Raw genomic sequence first — 18,592 nt, forward strand, 5'->3', positions numbered from 1 at the left:
GGGTCAGGCCGCGTCAACCGTCAGCGAGGCGAAGACCGCAGGAGCGCCGCATCCCGGGGAGCATGGGCGTAACGCTTCTTGCCAACCACGCTTGTAGAGCGCGGCGGCGACCTGACCGGCCACCAGGCAGGGCGCATCCCAGACATGTGTCCAGCGGTAACGCAGCGTGATCTCGTCGAGCGCGAGGCGGACGTCGTTGTCGCGGATGAGGTCGTCGGCCGTCGCCCTGCCCGGATGGGCGAGTTCGCCGTCGAGTTCGGCCCGCACCCCGAACTCCGGATACCAGCAGTCGGAGCGAATCCACCGCCCGCGAATCCGCTCCCGCTTCTGCCGGACAGATCGGGGCAGATTGTGCGCCCGCTCGACTCGGCGTAGGTACTCGAGTTCAAGATGAGACTCGACGCCGTCGGCGGTCTCCGCTGTTACCCGGAGAACGAAGTCACGGTGGCGTACCCGTCTACATCTGGCGAGGTAGCCGAGGAAGCGGGGCACGCTCATGCCGCGCTGGATCGCCTTGATCAAGAGGTCGAGCACGCTGGACGCAGTGGCCGCATCGTCGACGAGGTCTACAACCGTCTGCTCCAGGCAGGTTCTGGGTGGATCCCCCACTCTCGTCAGTGCGACCCGGGTGCGCCGAACCGCACACCTGGCGGTAGAGCGCAGACCGACCGAGGACGGCGTCGAAACCTCAAGCACTGGCGGCAGGTCACGGCGCAGGCCATGCAGGTAGGCGGCGGTCTGATGTGAGAACACGGCCCGACCAGCAGTCCACTTCTGGACGCAGAGGAGCCGTTGCTCTGTTGACGGCGGCTCCGACGACAGAACGAGCACGCCGTGGAACGGCCGCTGCCACTCGCCGTTGCCGACGCGGTTGGCGATCGTCCCGGGGCTGACCCCGGCGTCGATCAGCTCAGCTCGTGTGACGACGCCGCGATGCTCACGGCTCCACGTCGCGAAGGTCTTCCTATCCATGCGCCTGATCATGCACGCCCGCACCATACGGCGAAAGGCCCTCCGGGCTACCTGTGGATAAGTCTGCCGGGCACCCGCAAGGCAGCTGACCTTCATCGTGGCTGCAAACGTCCTCTGTGAGCCAGGACCAGGGTTAGCGTGTACGCCAAAGTCAACTATCTGACTCTGACACGCACGCTGACGTCGATCAATGCGTGGATCGAACGTTTACCGCCACGCTAACGCCGTAATCCCAGGCTCACTTGACCTTCGCTGTCGCCTTCGAGGTCTTCGTCACCGACGTGAACCCGGACTCGGAACCCTTCACCTTCACAGTGATCTTCCTCCCCTTATCCGCCTTCGCCAGCTTGTAGGACGACTTCGTCGCGCCTTTGATCTTCTTCCCATCACGTTGCCACTGATACGACAACTCCACCGTCGCTGGCTTCCACTTCCCGGCCTTGGCCTTCAGCGTCTTGCCGACCTTCGCCGTGCCGGTGATCTTCGGAACCGGCGTCGCCGTCAACTTCCCAACCTTCACGGCCGTCGTCGATTTCGACACCTTCGACGCCGATGCGTACATGGGCTTCGAGCCAGTGACCCTCACAGAGATCTTCTTGCCCTTGTCGGCCGCCACGAGCGTGTATGTCGACGTCGTCGCCTTCCTGATCGCCTTCCCGGAGCGCAACCACTGGTAGGCCAGTTTCACGCCGGACGGCCTCCAAGTCCCCGGCTTCGCCGTCAGCTTCTTCCCGACGGCGACCGTGCCCGTGATCCTCGGAGTCGGAGCCGTCAACGACCCAACAGGCGGCATAGCCGCGGCGACCGCGACAGTCTCGGCCGAGGTCTTCGACACCGACCTGTACCCCGCATATGCACCGGTCACCTTCACGCTGATCTTCCTGCCCTGATCGGCAGCGACTAGCTTGTACGTCGCGGCTGTGGCGCCTGAGATCTCCGTTCCCGCACGGAGCCACTGGTAGGAGACGGCGACGCCCGTCGGGCCCCAGTCCCCCGGCACAGCGCTCAGGGTGGAGCCCACCCTCACTGTTCCAGAGATCGTCGGTGTCCCCGCGGTTACCTCGTTCGCTACCGGATCCTCGGTGAGTCCGCAATCGACCCACTGGATCTCAAAGCCCTCCTCAGACTCCCGGTCCCCAACCTGCTTAAAGACGTTCCCCGGCATCAGACCCCAACCCCATGGGCCTCGGTAGAAGAGCCGGGCGTTAGCCTCGCGCTTTCATGACGGTGGGTGGACTGTAGCGGCCTGAGATAGCGAAAGTGCCCCTGACTTGGGATGATGTGTTTTGCGAAGAACAAATCGTCCAACAAGTGAGGAGCACCTTCGAGGTGAAGAGTACCGGCTCCTATCCCAGGGCTCATGTCGATACCGCCAAGGTGGCCGCGGTCGGGCAGGCCGGCGGGATCCTGTTGACCGAAACCATCCGCGCCGCCGGCCTCGACCAGGCCCTGTCCGAGGCGCTCACCAGGTGGCGCAAACCGATGGCAGTCCACGACCCGGGCAAAATCATCCTGGATCTCGCCCTGTCACTGGTCCTCGGTGGTGAAGCGTTGAGCGACCTCGCTACCCTGCGCGCCGAACCAGGCGTCTACGGCCCGGTGGCATCGGACCCGACCGTGTCCCGACTCATCGCCACCCTCGCCAAGGACGCGGACAAGGCCATCAAAGCGATCGCCGGAGCCCGGCAACAGGCCCGCGCCAGAGCCTGGGCCCTGGCCGGTCAGCATGCCCCCGACCACGCAGCCACTGCCGAGGATCCTGTGGTGATCGATCTCGACGCATCCCTGATCACCGCACACTCGGAGAAACAGCAGGCGGCGCCGACGTTCAAACGAGGGTTCGGGTTCCACCCGTTGATGGCGTTCGCCGACCACGGCCCCGAAGGCACCGGCGAAGCCTTGGTGGTCCATCTACGCCCCGGGAACGCGGGCTCGAACACCGCCACCGATCACATCACCGTCACCAAGGCCGCGTTAGCGCAGCTCCCGGGGAAGAATCCCCGCCCCGGCCGGAAGGTGTTGGTCCGCGCGGACGGCGCCGGCGGCACGAAGGACTTCACCGCCTGGCTCGCGACTCATCGGGTGTCGTACTCGGTCGGGTTCACGCTCCCACTCGACACCAGCACCCTCTACCAACAGGTCCCCGAATGGGTCTGGGTCCCAGCCCTGAACGCCGATGGTGAGGCGCGTGAAGGGGCGGATCTGGCCGACTTCACCGGCCTGCTCAACCTCGACGGCTGGCCTACCGGGATGCGGGTAATCGTCCGCCGAGAACGGCCCCACCCCGGCGCTCAACTCCGCTTCGATGACGTCGACGGCTACCGACTCACCGCCTTCGCCACCAACACCACCACAGGCACCCTGCAAGACCTGGAGCTCAGGCATCGTCGCCGCGCCCGCTGCGAGGACCGGATCCGGATCGCCAAGGACACCGGCCTGACCAACCTCCCCCTGCACGGGTTCAACGCCAACCGGATCTGGTGCCAGATCGTGGCGCTGGCCTCCGAGCTGCAGGCCTGGAGCGGGATGCTGGCCCTGGCCGGCCATGAAGCCCGACGTTGGGAGCCGAAACGGCTGCGCTACCGCCTCTACACCATCCCCGCGACCTTGGCCCGCCGCGCTCGCCGCGTCGTCCTGCACCTCACCGAACAATCCCGCTGGGCCGAGCTGATCATCAACGGCATCGGCCGCCTCCGAGACCTACCGGCACCCGCGACCTGACCCCCGGGCCCCCCCCTGTCCCCCCGAACCTGAAACCTCCCGGCCTGGAAACCCGCACCGCAGACGTCACGCGGAGCCTTGTCACACCCACCTGCAAGAATCAGATCTGCCTCGACGCCACCGGCGCCGACAAGCCCCAAACGGGCCCCTCATGAAAGATCGAGGTTAGCCGGAATTTCGCGGGCTTCCCTAAGCCAACTGCCACCAGGCTTGACGTCGAAGTCGTTCCCCAGGATGTGATAGCCGGTCTCCTCGTTCCACCATCCAGCGACAAGGTAGACCGCCCAATGTTCGGAAGGATTGGTGAACTGCAGGCCCCCTTCCACGCAAGAGACCGCTATCTGGGGATCCTTCGTGGGCACCTGGGGGCAGAACCACTTGACCGGCACCTGAAGTTCAAAGGACTCGGCACGCTGAGACTGCATGTTGGTGGATACGATCGTCAGAGGCACACTGCTGACACCGGAGAAGGCGCGCAGCGTCGCGTCATCAGACCGCCCAACTAGCTGCGCCTCATGAGCCCACTCATCCCCCGCATAGTCTCCGATTCGGACCTCACCGTGCGACGTCGACATGAACAGTTTTGTGTCATGTGAGCGATTCTCGATCCGGAACGTCTGGCAGCCGGACGTGCTGATCCTAAGGTAGTCGTTCTCTAGCACAGGGGCCGAAGCTGACTCGGCTGCGCTGGGCAGAATGGCTGCCGTCTGGAGCGCCAACACGAACGCCGTCACTGCAACCGCAATCCTTGACCTGAATCGCATGTCTCCCCCTTGAACGACCAACCGATCCATGCAGTTGACCGTACCGGTTACCCCCCCCCGCAACTCTTGGCGCAATCCTCGCTGTCAAGAGGCGTGAGAACAGTCCACCTGAAGTAGGTCTACTCGCTGCGCAGGGCCTCGACGGGGTCCTTGCGCGAGGCGGCCGAGGCCGGGAGCAGGCCGGCGAGAGCGGTGAGGGCCATGCTGATCACGACGAGGATGCCCGCGGCCGCCCAGGGCAGCTGGGCGATGTTCTCGACGTCGAAGTTCGAGTAGACGATCGCGTTCGCGGGGATGGTGATCAGGAACGTGATCGCGACCCCGAGGGCACCCGCAACAAAGCCGATGATGAGGGTCTCCGCGTTGAAGACGCGCCGGATATCGCGCTTGCTCGCACCGATCGAGCGGAGGATGCCGATCTCCTTCTTCCGCTCCAGCACCGAGATGTAGGTGATGACGCCGATCATGATCGAGCTCACCACCAGGGAGATCGCCACGAACGCGATCAGCACGTAGCTGATCATGTTGATGATGTCGGTCACCGAGCCCATCAGGGCGCCGACGAAGTCCGAGTAGGTGATCGCGCGGTCCTCGAGGCCCTTCGCGCGCATGCTGTCGCTGTAGTCGTCGAGGATCCGGGTGACCTGCTCCTTGGACTCGAAGTCGATCGGGTACAGGTCGATCCGCGACGGGTTGTCGAAGTCCGCCCAGCCGAGCCTGCGGAGGTTCGCCTCGTAGCTCGCCGACTGGGTCGACGCCATCGACACGAGCAGCTGCGTCAGCTCCTCCTTGTTGCGCTCCATCTTGAACGCGTCCATGAAGGCGTCCTGGTCGATGCCCATGGCTTCCGACATGTTGTCGGCCAACTGCCCCATGCTGGTCTCCAGCGCAGAGGAGATCTGCGACGTCAGCGCGGACGTCAGCTTCGACGACACCTCGCCCATGTACGCGGCCATCACCTGCTGCATGTAGTCGGCAAGGACGCCCTGGAGCTGCGCCTCAAGTGCCGACGTGTCGATGTACCCCGCGGCCTCCCCCACCAGCTTCCTCCCCTCGGGAGAGTCGAGGAAGGCGGGGAAGTTCGTCGCGGCGTCGGTGGGGTCGAGCCCCTTCCCGACGGCGAACGCCAAGTAGCCCTCCACCAGGCGCTCCGCGAGGCCGGGGTTCGGGTTGGGCTGCGGCGTCAGCGCCTCGAGGATCGCTGCGGCGTCGGGCGAGGCCAGGAACGCGGGAAGAGCCGTGGCGACGTCGGCGGGATCGAGCTCGTTCTTGGCCGCGAACGTCACGTAGCCCTCGACGATGGTCGTGGCGAGTTCGGCGTCGATCCCCTCCCCCGCGTCCGCGAGCGCCTCGGCCGCCTCCGGGGTCTCGAGGAACGCCGGCAAGGTGGCCGCGACATCGGCAGGGTCGAGTTCGTTGGCGGCGGCGAACGCCGCGTACCCCTCGACCAGCTTCGTCACCGCCTGGGTGATCTGCTCGACATCCGCGCCGGGTGCGGGGTCCGGGTCCGCGTCCGGGGCGTCGGGAATGGTGATGAGGCTGGAGAGGTCGAGCTGGCCAAGGATCTTGTCGACGTCGAGCGCCGGCATCTTCGACGGGTCGAGGCTCATGTCGGCGAGGCCGAGATCCATGTCGGAGAGCCCCGACTGCAGGCCGGACATGTCGAGCTTCAGCTTCGACTGATCGAACGTGAAAGCCTTCGCGATGGCGTCCTCGTCGATACTGAACAGCGAGGAGAAGTCGAACTCGGACTCGTCGGTCTCCTCACCGAAGCCGCGGCCGGTGAACACGTCGACGGAGGGATCCGCGATCTGCTTCTGCACGATTTCGGAGGCGTTGGCCTGATCGACGACGTGCGTGGTCAAGGCGCGCGTGTAGTAGATGCCCGGGGGCAGGCGCGACGAGTCGTCGCTGGGCTTGACGATGCCCGCGATGCGCAGCTCCTCGCCGTTGTCGACGAGCTTCTTCAACTGCTTCTTGTCCCCGCTGCGATCGGTCCAGACGTCGAACTCGTCGTCGTGGGTGTAGCGGTCCGGGGCCGCGACCAGCTTGAACGTCGCTCCCATGATGTCGTCATAGCCGAGCTTCAGCGGGTCCGACGGCGTCTCAACGGTCTCCTCGTTGAGGACCTGGTCGACCATCGCGTCGAGCTCGGACGGGTCGCGCAGGCCCATGGCGTAAAGCGCGAGATCGCTGACACCGCCGCTGGGGGTGAGCACGAGCACGGTCTCGTCGTAGGCGGTCGGCCACCGGCCCGCCACCACGTCGAAGTGCGAGTCGATCAGCGACAGGTCCGGCACCAGCTCGCGGAACACGCCGCTGCTCATCGACGACGACATCAGGCTCGACGCCGACGTCGACGACGCGAACCCCATGGCGTTGAAGACGGCGTCGGGGTTGACCTGGCGCACCTTCTCCGAGGTGTCGGAGGCGAAGATCTGCGGGGTCACGTCGTAGGAGTACAGGATGCCGTTGACGTGCTCCTCGATCCCGCTGCCGCCGGTCTCGAGGAAGGTCTTCAGGGAGGCGAGGTCGTTCGTGCCGACGCTGGAGAACATCTTCCCCATCACCTGCACCTCGTGGACATCCGATTCGCCGTTACCGCCCTTGCCGCTCGCCTCGTCGACGATGCCGGCCGAAGCCGCGAGCATGGCGGTCATGTCCATGCCCTGGCGCTGGATGGTCAGCGGATATAGGGAGAGAGTGTCCTCCTCTACGCCCTGGATGTAGGCGTTGACGCCGTTGGCGAGCGCGAGAATCGCGGCGATCCCGATGATGCCGATGCTGCCCGCGAAGGCCGTCATCAGCGTGCGCCCCTTCTTCGTCATCAGGTTGTTGAACGACAGCGCGACCGCCGTCAGGAACGACATGCTGGTCCGCCGCGCCGTCGGCGCCGCCGCCGCCGCGGCCGCGGCGGGGTCGAAGGGATCGCTGTCGGCGACGACGACGCCGTCGCTCAGATGCACCGTCCGCGTGGCGTGCTCCTCCGCCAACTCCGGGTTGTGGGTCACCATCACGACGAGACGGTCCTTGGCGATGCTCGTCAGCAGCCCCATGATCTGGACGCTGGTGGTGGAGTCGAGCGCACCGGTGGGCTCGTCGGCCAGCAGGATCTCGGGATCGTTGATCAGGGCGCGGGCGATGGCGACGCGCTGCATCTGTCCGCCGGACAGCTGGTTGGGCCGCTTGTGCACGTGGTCGCCGAGACCCACCTGCTCCAAGGCCTCCCGCGCACGGCGCTTCCGCTCCGCCGGCGAGACGCCCGCGAGCGTGAGCGCCAACTCGACGTTGGCGAGCACGGACTGGTGCGGAATCAGGTTGTAGCTCTGGAAGACGAACCCGATCCGGTTGTTGCGGTAGGTGTCCCAGTCGCGGTCCTTGTAATGCGACGTCGGCACGCCGTCGATGATGAGGTTGCCGGAGTCGTAGTGGTCGAGGCCACCGACGATGTTGAGCAGCGTCGTCTTGCCCGAACCCGACGCACCGAGGATCGCCACGAACTCGTTGTCCCGGAAGGAGATCGATACATCCTTCAGCGCCACCTGGGTGAAGTCACCCGTCCGGTACGACTTCCGGACGTCGACGAGCTGGAGCATGTGCACCTTCCTGGCTGGGGCACTGCAATACTACGGGTCGTCCGAAACGAGCAGCGTGGCACTCTTGAGGTATGGAGTTCGTCACACGTCTTATCGCAACCGCCATCGCGACCGCCGTCGCGGTCTGGCTCGTCCCCGGCATCAACCTCACCAGCAGCGACACAACGGACAAGGTCATGACGCTGCTCGGGGTCGCCCTCGTCTTCGGCCTGATCAACAGCGTCGTCGCGCCCATCGTCAAGGTGCTCGGAGCCTGCCTGATCGTGTTGACGCTCGGCCTGTTCCTGTTGGTCATCAACGCGCTCATGCTGCAGCTGACGTCCTGGGCCGCGGGCCTCGTCGGCCTCGGCTTCCACGTCGACGGGTTCTGGCCCGCGTTCTGGGGCGCCCTGATCATCTCGATCGTCGGCGCGCTGCTCGGAGGCCTCCTCGGCAGCTCCCGTCCGCAGGCCGAGTACACCGCCTGACACGACGACGGAGGCCGCCCCGCGATGCGGGACGGCCTCCGTGGATGTGGGTCTAGGACCTCTCGATCACTTGGCGCGCTCGAGGATCTCGACGAGACGCCAGCGCTTCTGCGCCGACAGCGGGCGGGTCTCCATGACGCGCACCAGGTCGCCGATGCCGGCGTCGTTGGTCTCGTCGTGGGCCTTGAGGCGCGACGACTTGGTCATGACCTTGCCGTACAGCGGGTGCTTGACCCGGTCCTCGACGAGGACGACGATCGTCTTGTCCATCTTGTCGGACACGACGACGCCCTGCAGGACCTTGCGGCGGCCCCGCTCCTTGGGGGTGGTGTTCTCAGCGCTCATATTCACTTCTCCTCAACAACCGGCTCATCGACGATGCCGAGGTTGCGCTCCTGCAGCACGGTGTAGATGCGGGCGATGTCCTTACGGACGGAGCGCAGGCGGGCGCTCGACTCCAGCTGGCCGGTGGCAGCCTGGAACCGGAGCCCGAACAGCTCCTCCTTGAGCTCAACGACCTTGGCGTTGAGCTGATCACGCGACAGACCACGCAGGTCGTGTGCGGCGAGAGTCTTGCTCATCAGTTTTCACCTGCTTCGCGCTTGATGAAGCGTGCCTTGAAGGGCAGCTTGTGGATAGCCAGACGCATGGCCTCGCGGGCGACGTCCTCCGGCACACCGGAGAGCTCGAACAGCACGCGGCCCGGCTTGATGTTGGCGACCCACCACTCGGGCGAGCCCTTGCCGGAACCCATGCGGGTCTCGGCGGGCTTCTTGGTCAGGGGGCGGTCCGGGTAGATGTTGATCCAGACCTTGCCGCCACGCTTGATGTGGCGGGTCATGGCGATACGAGCGGCCTCGATCTGACGGTTCGTCATGTACGAGGACTCGAGCGCCTGGATTCCGTACTCACCGAAGGCCAGCTTGGTGCCGCCCTTGGCCGCACCACGCCGCGTGGGGTGGTGCTGCTTACGGAACTTGACTCGACGAGGAATCAGCATGCTCAGGCTCCTGCGTTCTCAGTTGCGGGCGCAGCCGCGGCGTCGGCCTGGGCTGCGTCGGCGCGACGGCGACCACCGCGCTCGGGACGATCCCCGCGGCCCTCGCCGCGGGCGGGACGACGGCCCGGACGCTGACGGCCAGACGGCGCGTTGTTGCGGGCTGCCTTCTGGGCGGCGCGCTCGGCGCGCGTGCCGGCGACGTCACCCTTGTAGATCCAGACCTTCACGCCGATGCGGCCGAACGTCGTGCGGGCCTCGTAGAAGCCGTAGTCGATATCGGCGCGGAGGGTATGCAGCGGCACCTGGCCGTCGCGGTAGCCCTCGGAGCGGGACATCTCGGCGCCGCCGAGACGGCCGGAGCACTTGATGCGGATGCCCTTGGCGCCCGCACGCATGGCGGTCTGCTGGGCCTTGCGCATGGCGCGACGGAAGGCGACGCGGGCGCCGAGCTGCTCGGCGATGCCCTGCGCGACCAGCTGAGCGTCGATCTCAGGGTTCTTGACCTCGAGGATGTTCAGCTGAACCTGCTTGCCGGTGAGCTTCTCGAGCTCGGCGCGGACGCGCTCCGCCTCGGCGCCGTTGCGGCCGATGACGATGCCCGGGCGGGCGGCGTGCAGGAAGATGGTCACGCGCTCCGAGCGGCGCTCGATCTCGATGGACGAGATGCCGGCGCGCTCCAGCGTCTTGGTCAGGTACTCACGGATCTTGACGTCCTCGCCGACCAGCTGCGCGTACTGCTTGTCGCTGTACCAGCGCGTCTTGTGATCGGTGGTGATGCCGAGGCGGAAGCCATTCGGGTTGATCTTCTGGCCCATGGAATCAGGCTCCCTTCGTCTCGCGGGGTTCGACGACCACAGTGATGTGCGAGCCGCGCTTCAGGATGCGGCTGGCCGAGCCCTTCGCACGGGGACGGATGCGGCGGAGGGTGACACCCTCGTCCACGAACGCCTTGGAGATGTACAGGTCGTCGGACCGCAGCGCCTCAGCCGACTCCGCGTTGGCGGCAGCCGAAGCCACGACCTTGTAGACCGGGTCGGAAGCGGCCTGCGGGGCGAACTTGAGGGCGACAAGGGCGTCCTTGACGTCCATGCCGCGGACCAGATCGACGACGCGACGAACCTTGGAGGGGCTCATCCGGACGTGGCGCGCGATGGCGTACGAGCCAGGACGATCCCCGAGCAGGGTCTCGCGACGACGGCTGTTGCCGTTCTCGTTGCTCATAGTTGAATCAGTTCCTTATCTCGCGCCTCAGCGGCGGCGGGCCTTCTTGTCGTCCTTCACGTGACCCTTGAAGGTGCGCGTGGGGGCGAACTCGCCCAACTTGTGACCGATCATCGCCTCGGTGACGAACACCGGGACGTGCTTGCGGCCGTCGTGCACCGCGATGGTGTGCCCGAGCATGTCGGGGACGATCATCGAGCGGCGCGACCAGGTCTTGATGACGTTCTTGGTGCCCTTTTCGTTCTGAACATCCACCTTCTTCTGCAGGTGGTCGTCGACGAAGGGGCCCTTCTTAAGGCTGCGTGGCATAGTTCCTCAGGCTCCCTATCAGCGCTTCTTACCGGTCTTGCGACGGCGGACGATCAGGCGGTTGCTCGCCTTGTTCTTGTCGCGGGTGCGGCCCTCGGGCTTGCCCCACGGCGACACGGGGTGACGGCCACCCGACGTGCGGCCCTCGCCACCACCGTGCGGGTGGTCGACGGGGTTCATCACGACGCCACGAACGGTCGGGCGGATGCCCTTCCAGCGGTTGCGGCCGGCCTTGCCCCAGTTGATGTTCGACTGCTCGGCGTTGCCGACGGTGCCGATCGTCGCGCGGCAGCGGACGTCGACCATGCGCATTTCGCCCGAAGGCATGCGCAGCGTGGCGTACTTGCCCTCGCGGGCGACCAGCTGGATCGCCGCGCCGGCCGAACGGCCGAGCTTGGCGCCACCGCCGGGCCGCAGCTCCACCGCGTGCACCGTGGTGCCGACGGGGATCTGACGCAGCTCGAGGTTGTTACCCGGCTTGATGTCCGAACCCTCGCCCGCCGAGATGACGGTGCCCTGGGTCAGGCCGTTCGGGGCGATGATGTAGCGCTTCTCACCATCGAGGTAGTGAAGCAGCGCGATGCGGGCGGTGCGGTTGGGGTCATACTCGATGTGAGCGACCTTTGCCGGAACGCCGTCCTTGTCGTAGCGCTTGAAATCGATGATGCGGTAGGCCTGCTTGTGGCCGCCGCCGATGTGGCGCGTGGTGATACGGCCGGTGTTGTTACGGCCACCGGTCTTCGTCTTCGGGGCGAGCAGCGACTTCTCCGGCGTGGAGCGCGTCAGCTCGACGAAATCGGACACGCTGGAGCCGCGACGGCCCGGCGTAGTCGGCTTGTACTTGCGGATACCCATGTAAGTAGTTCCCTTGTCTTTAGCAGCAGCCGGGTCAGGCGCCCGCGCCGCCGAAGATATCGATGCTCTGGCCCTCAGCGAGGGTGATGATCGCGCGCTTGGTGTCGGCCTTCTTGCCGTACCCGTAGCGGGTCCGACGGCGCTTGCCCTGGCGGTTGATCGTGTTCACGGCGGTGACCTTGACGTCGAAGATGGCCTCGATGGCGATCTTGATCTCCGTCTTGTTCGCGTCCGGCGCCACCACGAAGGTGTACTTGCCGTCGTCGAGCAGGTTGTAGCTCTTCTCGCTCACCACGGGACGCAGAATGATGTCGCGGTGATCACGGATCTTCAGCGCTTGCGTCACTGGTCCTTCTCCTCGGTGTTAGCGGCCTCGGCGGCCTCCGACTCGGTAGCGACAGCCGCGGCCGACGCGCCGGGACCGGCCACGAAGGCGGCCAGCGCGGCGGACGTGAACACGACCTTGTCGTTGACGAGAACGTCGTAGGTGTTCAGCTGATCGACGGCGAGCGCGTGCACGTCGGCGGCGTTGCGAACGCTCAGCCAGGCGACGTCCTCGAAGCGGTCGAGAACCACGAGCACCTTGCTGACGTCGCCGACGACCTGCGTCAGCGCGGCCAGCGCGCCCTTGGTCGAGGGCTTCTCACCGGAGACGAGCTCGGAGATCACGTAGACCTGGCCGTCGCGGGCCCTGTCGGAAAGGGCGCCACGGAGAGCCGCGGCCACCATCTTCTTGGGGGTGCGCTGCGAGTAGTCGCGCGGGGTTGGGCCGTGGACGACGCCACCGCCGGTCCAGATCGGCGAGCGACGCGAGCCGTGACGGGCGCGGCCGGTGCCCTTCTGGCGCCACGGCTTGATGCCACCGCCCCGGACCTCGCCGCGGGTCTTGGTGTCGTGGGTGCCCTGGCGAGCTGCCGCGAGCTGGGCCACGACCACCTGGTGGATCAGCGGGATGTTGGTCTGCGCGTCGAACAGCGCCGCGGGGAGGTCGGTGGTGCCGGCCTTCTTGCCCTTGGCGTCGATCACGTCAACAGTGAGGTTGCTCATGCTGCGTCACCCTTCTTAGCTGCGCTGCGGACGACAACGAGGGAACCGTTGTTGCCGGGGATGGCGCCGCGCACAAGCAGCAGGCCACGCTCGGCGTCGACCGCGTGAATCTTCAGGTTCTGGACGGTCACCTTGTTGTTGCCCATGCGGCCGGCCATGCGGAGGCCCTTGAACACGCGACCGGGGGTCGCGCAGCCACCGATGGAGCCGGGCGAGCGGTGCTTGCGGTGCACACCATGCGATGCGCGCAGGCCGTGGAAGCCGTGGCGCTTCATGACGCCCGCGGTGCCCTTGCCCTTGGAGGTGCCGGTCACGTCGACGATCTCGCCGCCGGCGAAGACCTCGGCGGTCAGCTCCTGGCCGAGCTTAAACTCGGAGGCGTTGGCGGTGCGCAGCTCCACGAGGTGGGCGCGCGGCGTCACGTCGGCCTTGGCGAAGTGCCCGGCCTCGGGCTTGGTGACCTTCTTGGCCTTGACGGCACCGAAGCCAAGCTGCACGGCGTTGTAGCCGTCCTGCTCGGGGGTGCGGACCTGCGTCACGACGCAGGGACCGGCCTGGATCACGGTTACGGGGACGACCTTGTTGTTCTCGTCCCACAGCTGGGTCATGCCGAGCTTGGTGCCCAGGATGCCCTTCACGATTCGTTCACTCATTTCAGCAGACCTCACGGAAGCTTGATCTCGATGTCGACACCGGCCGGCAGGTCGAGGCGCATCAGCGAATCGACGGTCTTCGGCGTCGGATCGAGGATGTCGATCAGACGCTTGTGCGTGCGCATCTCGAAGTGCTCGCGGCTGTCCTTGTACTTGTGGGGCGAACGGATCACGCAGAACACGTTCTTCTCCGTCGGCAGCGGCACAGGACCGGCCACCTTCGCACCCGTGCGCGTCACGGTGTCGACGATCTTGCGCGCCGAGCTGTCGATGACCTCATGGTCATACGCCCGCAGCCTGATGCGGATCTTTTGTCCAGCCACAGTCGTTCCTTCTTCTCGTCCCTTTGGAAATTTCAAGTTCCTGTGGGGTAAAACCCCTTGTCGCTCCGGCCCCCGCACTCGGGAGTGTCGCGGTCTCGGCCGCTCTCCAACCGAGCCTTCGAGGAGCTGTCCCCGGAGGCCGAATGCGTGGATTTGGCCAGAGTCGCGAGCGATTCCGAGCGCCGAAGCGCCCAAACCCCTCACGGAGCAACCCTCCTATCTTGGCATGGTCGTTCAGCGACGCCAAATCGGGGGTGCCCCAACCGTCGAGACGTAGTCGCGACACGCCCGAGCGCGGGGGCAGGGACTCCGGACCGCCCGAGGATCCGGGCCGCGTGCCCTGGTGCCCGGGACGAGCGCCCGCCAAACATGTACTCAGCACCCACCGAAGGACGGTGGGCCCTACGAAGGAGACTTACATGTCGATCTCTCTCACAGACCCGACGACCACAGACGCGGCCGACGTCGTTCGACGTGGGCCGCGCGGCTGGGCCTGGGTCGGCGTCGCGGCCGGCGCCCTGGGCATCGCGACCATCCAGGCATCGATGGCCGCCTCCGTGAACTGGGAGGCCACCGCCGGCGACGCCGAGAAGATGCTGGCCGACGCCACGACCAAGCAGGGCGCCTACCTCGTCTTCCACGCCCTCGCGGTGCTGACGATGCTCGCCGTGGTCGTCTTCGCCGCCGGCCTCAAGCGCAGGCTCGACCAGCGGGCGCCTGCAGGGTCACTGCACGGACAGGTGGCGCTCGGCGGCCTCCTGCTCACCGCCTCGGCGCTCCTGCTCGGCAGCGGCCTCGACACCCAGTTCGCGCTCGGCCTCTCCGACCCGTCCCTGTACGTTCCCGAGTCCGCCGCGTTCTACACCGACTGGGTCGCCACCGTCCCCTGGCTCTGGGTCGGAGCAGGGCTGTCCGCACTCTCCGTCGCTGCCGCCGCCCTGCGACACGGGGCGGTCCCCCGCTGGATCGGCGTGGTCTCGCTCGCGCTGGGTGTCCTGACCGTTGTCAGCGGCGCCTCCCCGCTCCAGTACCTCGCAGGGTTCGTGGCTCCGGTGTGGCTGCTGATCGCTTCCCTCGGGTTCGCGCTCGGCGACCGACGCTGAGCCTCCAGCGAAGCTAGGGTCCTGCCATGACGATGACCGATCGCCACCCCGGCCGCCCGCGCGTCGCGGTCGCGGTGGCGGTCGGCGCGTTCGTTCCCGCCGTCGCCGGCGCGGTGCTGCAGGCCGCGAGCAGGCTCCCGGTCACGCCCGACGTGCTTTTCCTCGTCGTGGACGTGATGGTCGGGATCGTCTACGGCGGCGTGGCCGCCGTCATCCTTTCGCGGCGCAGCCACCCCGTCGCCTGGCTGGTCTCGCTGGCCGCGGTGGGCGCAGGGCTCGCGGCGCTGGGCGGCGGCTGGATGTCGTTCGCGATGACGCATCCGAGCGTCCCCGCCCTCCAGGTGGGCAGCAGCCTCTTCGGCACCGCATGGGTGCCAGGGACGCTCGCCCTCTTCCTCGTCGTTCCGTGGCTCGTGCGCGACCACCCGTTGCCTGTCGGCGCCCGAATTGGGGCGGGCGTCGGCGTGCTGACGGCGGCCGTGTTCACGGGGCAGCGGCTCCTCTTCCCGATGACCGACACCTCCGCGGTGATCGTCGCGGTCGTCGTCGTGGGACTCGTGACGGCCGCGGCGGTCGCCTGGCGGCACCGCACCGGCCCGCCCGGGGAGCGAGCGGGCCTCGGCCTCCTCGCCCTCGGCACCGCCGTCATGGCGCTCTCGTTCCTGCCGCTGGTGCTCGTGCCTTACACCGCCGAAGGCATCATCCTCCTCGCGCCCATCTCTCACCTTGCCTGCCAGGCGGTGTTCCCGGGCGCGCTGCTGGTCACGATGCTGCGCAACCGCCTCTGGGGCATCGACCTCGCGGTGAGCCGCGCGGTGATCGCCGGTCTGTTGACGCTCGGCATGGTGATCGTCTACGCCACGCTGGTGTGGGCCGCCACCGCGCTGGTCGGGAGCTCCGCGGTCGCCCAGGTGGTGGCCGCGGTCGGCGTCGTGCTCGCGGTGCAACCGCTGCGACGATGGATCGAGGCACGGGTGCGCCGCCTCGTCTGGGGCGACGCCGCCTCCCCGGGGTTGGCGGCGCTGAGCATCGGCGCCTCGCTCTCCGCGGCCCACGAGGGCGGCGAACTGCTCGACCGCCTCGCCGCCTCCGTCGGCGAATCCCTCCGTCTCGAGTCGGTGCGACTCACCCTTTCCGGGGCCGACGATGCGGCCGGCGGATGGGGCGTGCCGACGAGCGCGCCGGTCGAGCTGCCGGTCACCCGGCCGGCCGAGACCGGTCCGGATCAGGTGGGCTGGCTGGCGGTCACACCCCGGCCGGGCGAACTGCTCGACCGCCGCACGTTGGACGCCCTCGACCGCCTTCAGCCGGTGATCGCGGCCGGCGTCGGGCTGGTGCGAGCGACGGCCGACGTCGTGCGTGCCCGCGACGCCGCCACCCGCGCCCGGCTCGCCGAGCGCAAGCTCATCCGACGCGAGCTGCACGACGGCGTCGGCCCCTGGATGTCGGGGCTTCAGCTCGGGCTGCAAGGCGCGCGGAACGTACTGCGTTCCGATCCCGCCGCCGCGGACGAGGTGCTCGCCGCGCTGCAGGCGGAGGTCGCCCAGCGCTTCCAGGACGTGCGGCTGATGTCGCGCAGCCTGCTCCCGCCGGTTCTCGAGGAGCGAGGCCTCGGCGTCGCCCTCGACGAACTCGTGGCGCGCCATGCGGCGACGGGGTTCGCGGTCACCGTCGGCGGCCTTTCCGCCGGCGATCGCGATGCGGTGCGCCTGCTCGACGAGCGCGTGGCGGCCGCGGCCTACGCCGTCGTCTCGGAGTCGACGCTGAACGCGGCCCGCCACTCGGGCGCCCAAGGGTGCGCCGTGGAGCTGACCATCGACGGCGCGAACCTGCTCATCGTGTGCCGTGACGACGGCAACGGACGCCCGCTCACCGCGACGGATGGCGTCGGCACCCGCTCGATGCGCGAGCGCACGGCGGAGTTGGGCGGCACGCTCGACATCGGCGCCGGACCGGACGGCGTCGGCACCGTCGTGCGCGCCGCGCTGCCGCTGCACCCGACAGGAGAGACCCCGTGACCGAAGCACCCATCCGCGTGACCCTCGTCGACGACCATCCGGTGTTCCGGATCGGCATGGCGGCACTGCTGAACTCCCTGCCCGGGATCACCGTCGCAGGCCAGGCCGACGGCGCGTCCGCCGCACTCGCGCTGTTCGCGGGGCCGCACGAGACCGACGTCGTGCTGATGGACCTCGACCTCGGGGACGGCTCCGGCGCCGAGGTTACCCGCGAGCTGCTGCGCTCACGGCCGGGCCTCAAGGTGTTGGCCGTGACGATGCACGAGGACGACGACGCCGTCGTCGCCTCGGTGCGCGCAGGCGCCCGCGGGTTTATCGTGAAGTCGTCGCCGCCCGACGCCGTGGAGCGCGCGATCCGCGCCGTCGCGGCCGGCGAGATGATCCTGTCGCCCGCCGTCGCCGAGCGCGCGATGGCCTACCTGCTGGGCGGACAGCAGACCGCGCGACTCCTGTTCCCGGAACTGACCGGCCGCGAGCGCGAGATCCTCGACCTCGTCGCGCACGGCCTCGACAACACCTCGATCGCCTATCGGCTCTCCGTCGCCCCCAAGACGGTCCGGAACACGCTGGCCACCATCTTGGCGAAGCTCTCGCTGCGCGACCGGTCCGCGGCCATCGTCGTCGCGAGGTCGAAGGGCCTCGGCGGCGCTCCCCGCCCGGACGAGACTCAGTAGACGGTAAGCGCCCGCGAGCGGAAGATGTCGCGGGTGGCCTCAGTCAGCTCGATCGACGGTGCCTGCGTGTCCTCGAGCTGGTACTTCATGCCGATCTCGTGCCACTTGTCGCGGCCCATCTGATGGAACGGCAGCACCTCGACCCGAGAAACGTTCAGGAGCGACGCCGCGTAGTCGGCCACGCGCGCGACGCCGGCTGGGTCGTCGGTCAGGCCGGGCACCAGCACGTAGCGGACCCAGATCTCGATCCCGAGCGCGTCCAGTCTGCGGCCGAAGTCCAGCGTGGGCTGCAACTCCCTCCCCGTGACCCGCTTGTAAGTCTCCTCGTCGCCCGCCTTCACGTCGAGCAGGACGAGGTCGACGTCGGCGAGCAGCTCGTTGGTGGCGTTGCGGCCCAGGTAGCCGGAGGTGTCCAGCGTCGTGTGCACGCCGAACTCCTTGGCGCCCTTGAGGATGCGCGCCGCGAAGGCGGGCTGCTGCAGCACCTCGCCGCCCGACAGCGTGATGCCGCCCCTCGTTGCCTTAAACACGCCGCGGTACCGGTAGATGCGCGCCAGCAGATCCGACGCGCGGACGGGCACGCCGCGGCGCGCCATCATCGTGTCCGGGTTGTGGCAGTACAGGCACCGCAGCGGGCAGCCCGCGAGGAACGTCGTCATCCGCGTCCCCGGACCGTCGACGGCGGTCACCAGCTCCCACGAATGCAGTAACCCGATCTCGCCCGTGCGGGTCCCCGCCAGCAATGCCCCCCGGTCGGTCTCGTCGACGACCGGGATCCCGCCGAGCCGACGGGCCGAATAGGCCGCCGCGTCCTCCGTGCGCACGTAGGGCGATGAAGGCGCGGTGGCCGGCTCAAGGAGCGGCAACAC

21 protein-coding genes are annotated in these 18,592 nt (G+C 67.6%); 5 read left to right on the forward strand and 16 right to left on the reverse strand.

Annotated features, from left to right (window positions below; all coding sequences use genetic code 11):
* Positions 1-3: 3 nt before the first annotated feature.
* Both IPJ61_RS00575 and IPJ61_RS00580 read right to left on the reverse strand, forming a co-directional pair.
* Positions 4-972 (reverse strand): type IV toxin-antitoxin system AbiEi family antitoxin domain-containing protein, encoded by a 969-nt coding sequence (locus IPJ61_RS00575; RefSeq protein ID WP_297101988.1) that lies wholly within the window; start codon positions 970-972, stop codon positions 4-6.
* Between the two features lie 238 nt (positions 973-1,210).
* Positions 1,211-2,137, reverse strand: coding sequence for a hypothetical protein (locus IPJ61_RS00580; RefSeq protein WP_297101990.1), 927 nt, complete (start codon positions 2,135-2,137; stop codon positions 1,211-1,213).
* A gap of 164 nt (positions 2,138-2,301) precedes the next feature.
* Here IPJ61_RS00580 and IPJ61_RS00585 point away from each other — a divergent pair, with 164 nt between their 5' ends.
* A complete protein-coding gene (locus tag IPJ61_RS00585) occupies positions 2,302-3,693 on the forward strand; it encodes an IS1380 family transposase (RefSeq protein ID WP_297105453.1) in 1,392 nt (463 codons plus the stop codon).
* 149 nt (positions 3,694-3,842) lie between these two features.
* Here IPJ61_RS00585 and IPJ61_RS00590 read toward each other — a convergent pair whose 3' ends face one another.
* Both IPJ61_RS00590 and IPJ61_RS00595 read right to left on the reverse strand, forming a co-directional pair.
* Positions 3,843-4,427: a hypothetical protein gene (locus tag IPJ61_RS00590; RefSeq protein ID WP_297101992.1), complete on the reverse strand. Its 585-nt coding sequence runs from the start codon at positions 4,425-4,427 to the stop codon at positions 3,843-3,845.
* Positions 4,428-4,576: 149 nt separating this feature from the next.
* Positions 4,577-8,053, reverse strand: coding sequence for an ABC transporter ATP-binding protein/permease (locus tag IPJ61_RS00595; protein ID WP_297101994.1), 3,477 nt, complete (start codon positions 8,051-8,053; stop codon positions 4,577-4,579).
* A gap of 71 nt (positions 8,054-8,124) precedes the next feature.
* Between IPJ61_RS00595 and IPJ61_RS00600 the strand changes: the two genes are divergently transcribed.
* Positions 8,125-8,520, forward strand: a complete 396-nt coding sequence (locus tag IPJ61_RS00600) for a phage holin family protein (RefSeq protein WP_297101995.1) — start codon at positions 8,125-8,127, stop codon at positions 8,518-8,520.
* 66 nt (positions 8,521-8,586) lie between these two features.
* On the opposite strand, the gene rpsQ is transcribed toward IPJ61_RS00600, so the two are convergent.
* Genes rpsQ through rpsJ form a run of 11 tightly spaced genes read right to left on the reverse strand, consistent with a single transcriptional unit; the run spans position 8,587 to position 13,928 of the window.
* Positions 8,587-8,865 (reverse strand): 30S ribosomal protein S17, encoded by a 279-nt coding sequence (gene rpsQ, locus IPJ61_RS00605; RefSeq protein ID WP_297101997.1) that lies wholly within the window; start codon positions 8,863-8,865, stop codon positions 8,587-8,589.
* A gap of 2 nt (positions 8,866-8,867) precedes the next feature.
* A complete protein-coding gene (gene rpmC / locus IPJ61_RS00610) occupies positions 8,868-9,101 on the reverse strand; it encodes a 50S ribosomal protein L29 (RefSeq protein ID WP_297102000.1) in 234 nt (77 codons plus the stop codon).
* Complete coding sequence (rplP, locus tag IPJ61_RS00615) at positions 9,101-9,520, reverse strand: 50S ribosomal protein L16 (protein WP_297102001.1); 420 nt, start codon at positions 9,518-9,520, stop codon at positions 9,101-9,103. Before rplP ends, rpmC begins: the two co-directional genes overlap by 1 nt.
* A gap of 2 nt (positions 9,521-9,522) precedes the next feature.
* Positions 9,523-10,335 (reverse strand): 30S ribosomal protein S3, encoded by an 813-nt coding sequence (gene rpsC / locus IPJ61_RS00620; RefSeq protein WP_297102003.1) that lies wholly within the window; start codon positions 10,333-10,335, stop codon positions 9,523-9,525.
* A gap of 4 nt (positions 10,336-10,339) precedes the next feature.
* Positions 10,340-10,741 carry a 50S ribosomal protein L22 gene (gene rplV, locus IPJ61_RS00625; RefSeq protein ID WP_297102005.1) on the reverse strand — a complete coding sequence of 134 codons (402 nt, stop codon included), beginning with the start codon at positions 10,739-10,741 and terminating at the stop codon, positions 10,340-10,342.
* 27 nt (positions 10,742-10,768) lie between these two features.
* Positions 10,769-11,050: a 30S ribosomal protein S19 gene (gene rpsS / locus IPJ61_RS00630; RefSeq protein ID WP_297102009.1), complete on the reverse strand. Its 282-nt coding sequence runs from the start codon at positions 11,048-11,050 to the stop codon at positions 10,769-10,771.
* 18 nt (positions 11,051-11,068) lie between these two features.
* On the reverse strand, positions 11,069-11,905 hold the full coding sequence (gene rplB / locus IPJ61_RS00635) for a 50S ribosomal protein L2 (protein ID WP_297102010.1): 837 nt from the start codon (positions 11,903-11,905) through the stop codon (positions 11,069-11,071).
* 34 nt (positions 11,906-11,939) lie between these two features.
* A complete protein-coding gene (rplW, locus tag IPJ61_RS00640) occupies positions 11,940-12,251 on the reverse strand; it encodes a 50S ribosomal protein L23 (protein WP_297102012.1) in 312 nt (103 codons plus the stop codon).
* The gene (rplD, locus tag IPJ61_RS00645; protein WP_297102014.1) at positions 12,248-12,952 is read right to left on the reverse strand and encodes a 50S ribosomal protein L4; all 705 of its coding nucleotides are present in this window, start codon (positions 12,950-12,952) and stop codon (positions 12,248-12,250) included. The genes rplW and rplD overlap by 4 nt, the downstream gene beginning before the upstream one ends.
* The gene (gene rplC, locus IPJ61_RS00650; protein WP_297102016.1) at positions 12,949-13,605 is read right to left on the reverse strand and encodes a 50S ribosomal protein L3; all 657 of its coding nucleotides are present in this window, start codon (positions 13,603-13,605) and stop codon (positions 12,949-12,951) included. Before rplC ends, rplD begins: the two co-directional genes overlap by 4 nt.
* A gap of 11 nt (positions 13,606-13,616) precedes the next feature.
* Entirely contained in the window at positions 13,617-13,928 is a 312-nt protein-coding gene (rpsJ, locus tag IPJ61_RS00655; RefSeq protein WP_015071250.1) for a 30S ribosomal protein S10, read from the reverse strand.
* A gap of 419 nt (positions 13,929-14,347) precedes the next feature.
* Between rpsJ and IPJ61_RS00660 the strand changes: the two genes are divergently transcribed.
* The 3 genes from IPJ61_RS00660 to IPJ61_RS00670 are packed head-to-tail and all read left to right on the forward strand — an operon-like array spanning position 14,348 to position 17,723.
* On the forward strand, positions 14,348-15,031 hold the full coding sequence (locus tag IPJ61_RS00660; protein WP_297102019.1) for a hypothetical protein: 684 nt from the start codon (positions 14,348-14,350) through the stop codon (positions 15,029-15,031).
* Between the two features lie 26 nt (positions 15,032-15,057).
* Positions 15,058-17,049, forward strand: coding sequence for a sensor histidine kinase (locus IPJ61_RS00665; protein WP_297102020.1), 1,992 nt, complete (start codon positions 15,058-15,060; stop codon positions 17,047-17,049).
* Positions 17,046-17,723 carry a response regulator gene (locus IPJ61_RS00670; RefSeq protein WP_297102022.1) on the forward strand — a complete coding sequence of 226 codons (678 nt, stop codon included), beginning with the start codon at positions 17,046-17,048 and terminating at the stop codon, positions 17,721-17,723. Before IPJ61_RS00665 ends, IPJ61_RS00670 begins: the two co-directional genes overlap by 4 nt.
* Here the strand turns inward: IPJ61_RS00670 and pflA are convergent.
* Positions 17,717-18,592: a pyruvate formate-lyase-activating protein gene (gene pflA / locus IPJ61_RS00675; protein WP_297102024.1), complete on the reverse strand. Its 876-nt coding sequence runs from the start codon at positions 18,590-18,592 to the stop codon at positions 17,717-17,719. The two genes, IPJ61_RS00670 and pflA, sit on opposite strands and share 7 nt — an antisense overlap.

This window comes from Tessaracoccus sp. (assembly GCF_016714275.1).
Taxonomy (GTDB): domain Bacteria; phylum Actinomycetota; class Actinomycetes; order Propionibacteriales; family Propionibacteriaceae; genus Arachnia.

What these genes read in the sequence shown, in the direction of transcription:
- IPJ61_RS00575 (WP_297101988.1), bottom strand. Translation starts at nt 972, where the DNA reads ATGGATAGGAAGACCTTCGCGACGTGGAGCCGTGAGCATCGCGGCGTC.
- IPJ61_RS00580 (WP_297101990.1), bottom strand. Translation starts at nt 2,137, where the DNA reads ATGCCGGGGAACGTCTTTAAGCAGGTTGGGGACCGGGAGTCTGAGGAG.
- IPJ61_RS00595 (WP_297101994.1), bottom strand. Translation starts at nt 8,053, where the DNA reads ATGCTCCAGCTCGTCGACGTCCGGAAGTCGTACCGGACGGGTGACTTC.
- IPJ61_RS00600 (WP_297101995.1), top strand. Translation starts at nt 8,125, where the DNA reads ATGGAGTTCGTCACACGTCTTATCGCAACCGCCATCGCGACCGCCGTC.
- rpsQ (WP_297101997.1), bottom strand. Translation starts at nt 8,865, where the DNA reads ATGAGCGCTGAGAACACCACCCCCAAGGAGCGGGGCCGCCGCAAGGTC.
- rpmC (WP_297102000.1), bottom strand. Translation starts at nt 9,101, where the DNA reads ATGAGCAAGACTCTCGCCGCACACGACCTGCGTGGTCTGTCGCGTGAT.
- rplP (WP_297102001.1), bottom strand. Translation starts at nt 9,520, where the DNA reads ATGCTGATTCCTCGTCGAGTCAAGTTCCGTAAGCAGCACCACCCCACG.
- rpsC (WP_297102003.1), bottom strand. Translation starts at nt 10,335, where the DNA reads ATGGGCCAGAAGATCAACCCGAATGGCTTCCGCCTCGGCATCACCACC.
- rplV (WP_297102005.1), bottom strand. Translation starts at nt 10,741, where the DNA reads ATGAGCAACGAGAACGGCAACAGCCGTCGTCGCGAGACCCTGCTCGGG.
- rpsS (WP_297102009.1), bottom strand. Translation starts at nt 11,050, where the DNA reads ATGCCACGCAGCCTTAAGAAGGGCCCCTTCGTCGACGACCACCTGCAG.
- rplB (WP_297102010.1), bottom strand. Translation starts at nt 11,905, where the DNA reads ATGGGTATCCGCAAGTACAAGCCGACTACGCCGGGCCGTCGCGGCTCC.
- rplD (WP_297102014.1), bottom strand. Translation starts at nt 12,952, where the DNA reads ATGAGCAACCTCACTGTTGACGTGATCGACGCCAAGGGCAAGAAGGCC.
- rplC (WP_297102016.1), bottom strand. Translation starts at nt 13,605, where the DNA reads ATGAGTGAACGAATCGTGAAGGGCATCCTGGGCACCAAGCTCGGCATG.
- IPJ61_RS00660 (WP_297102019.1), top strand. Translation starts at nt 14,348, where the DNA reads ATGTCGATCTCTCTCACAGACCCGACGACCACAGACGCGGCCGACGTC.
- IPJ61_RS00665 (WP_297102020.1), top strand. Translation starts at nt 15,058, where the DNA reads ATGACGATGACCGATCGCCACCCCGGCCGCCCGCGCGTCGCGGTCGCG.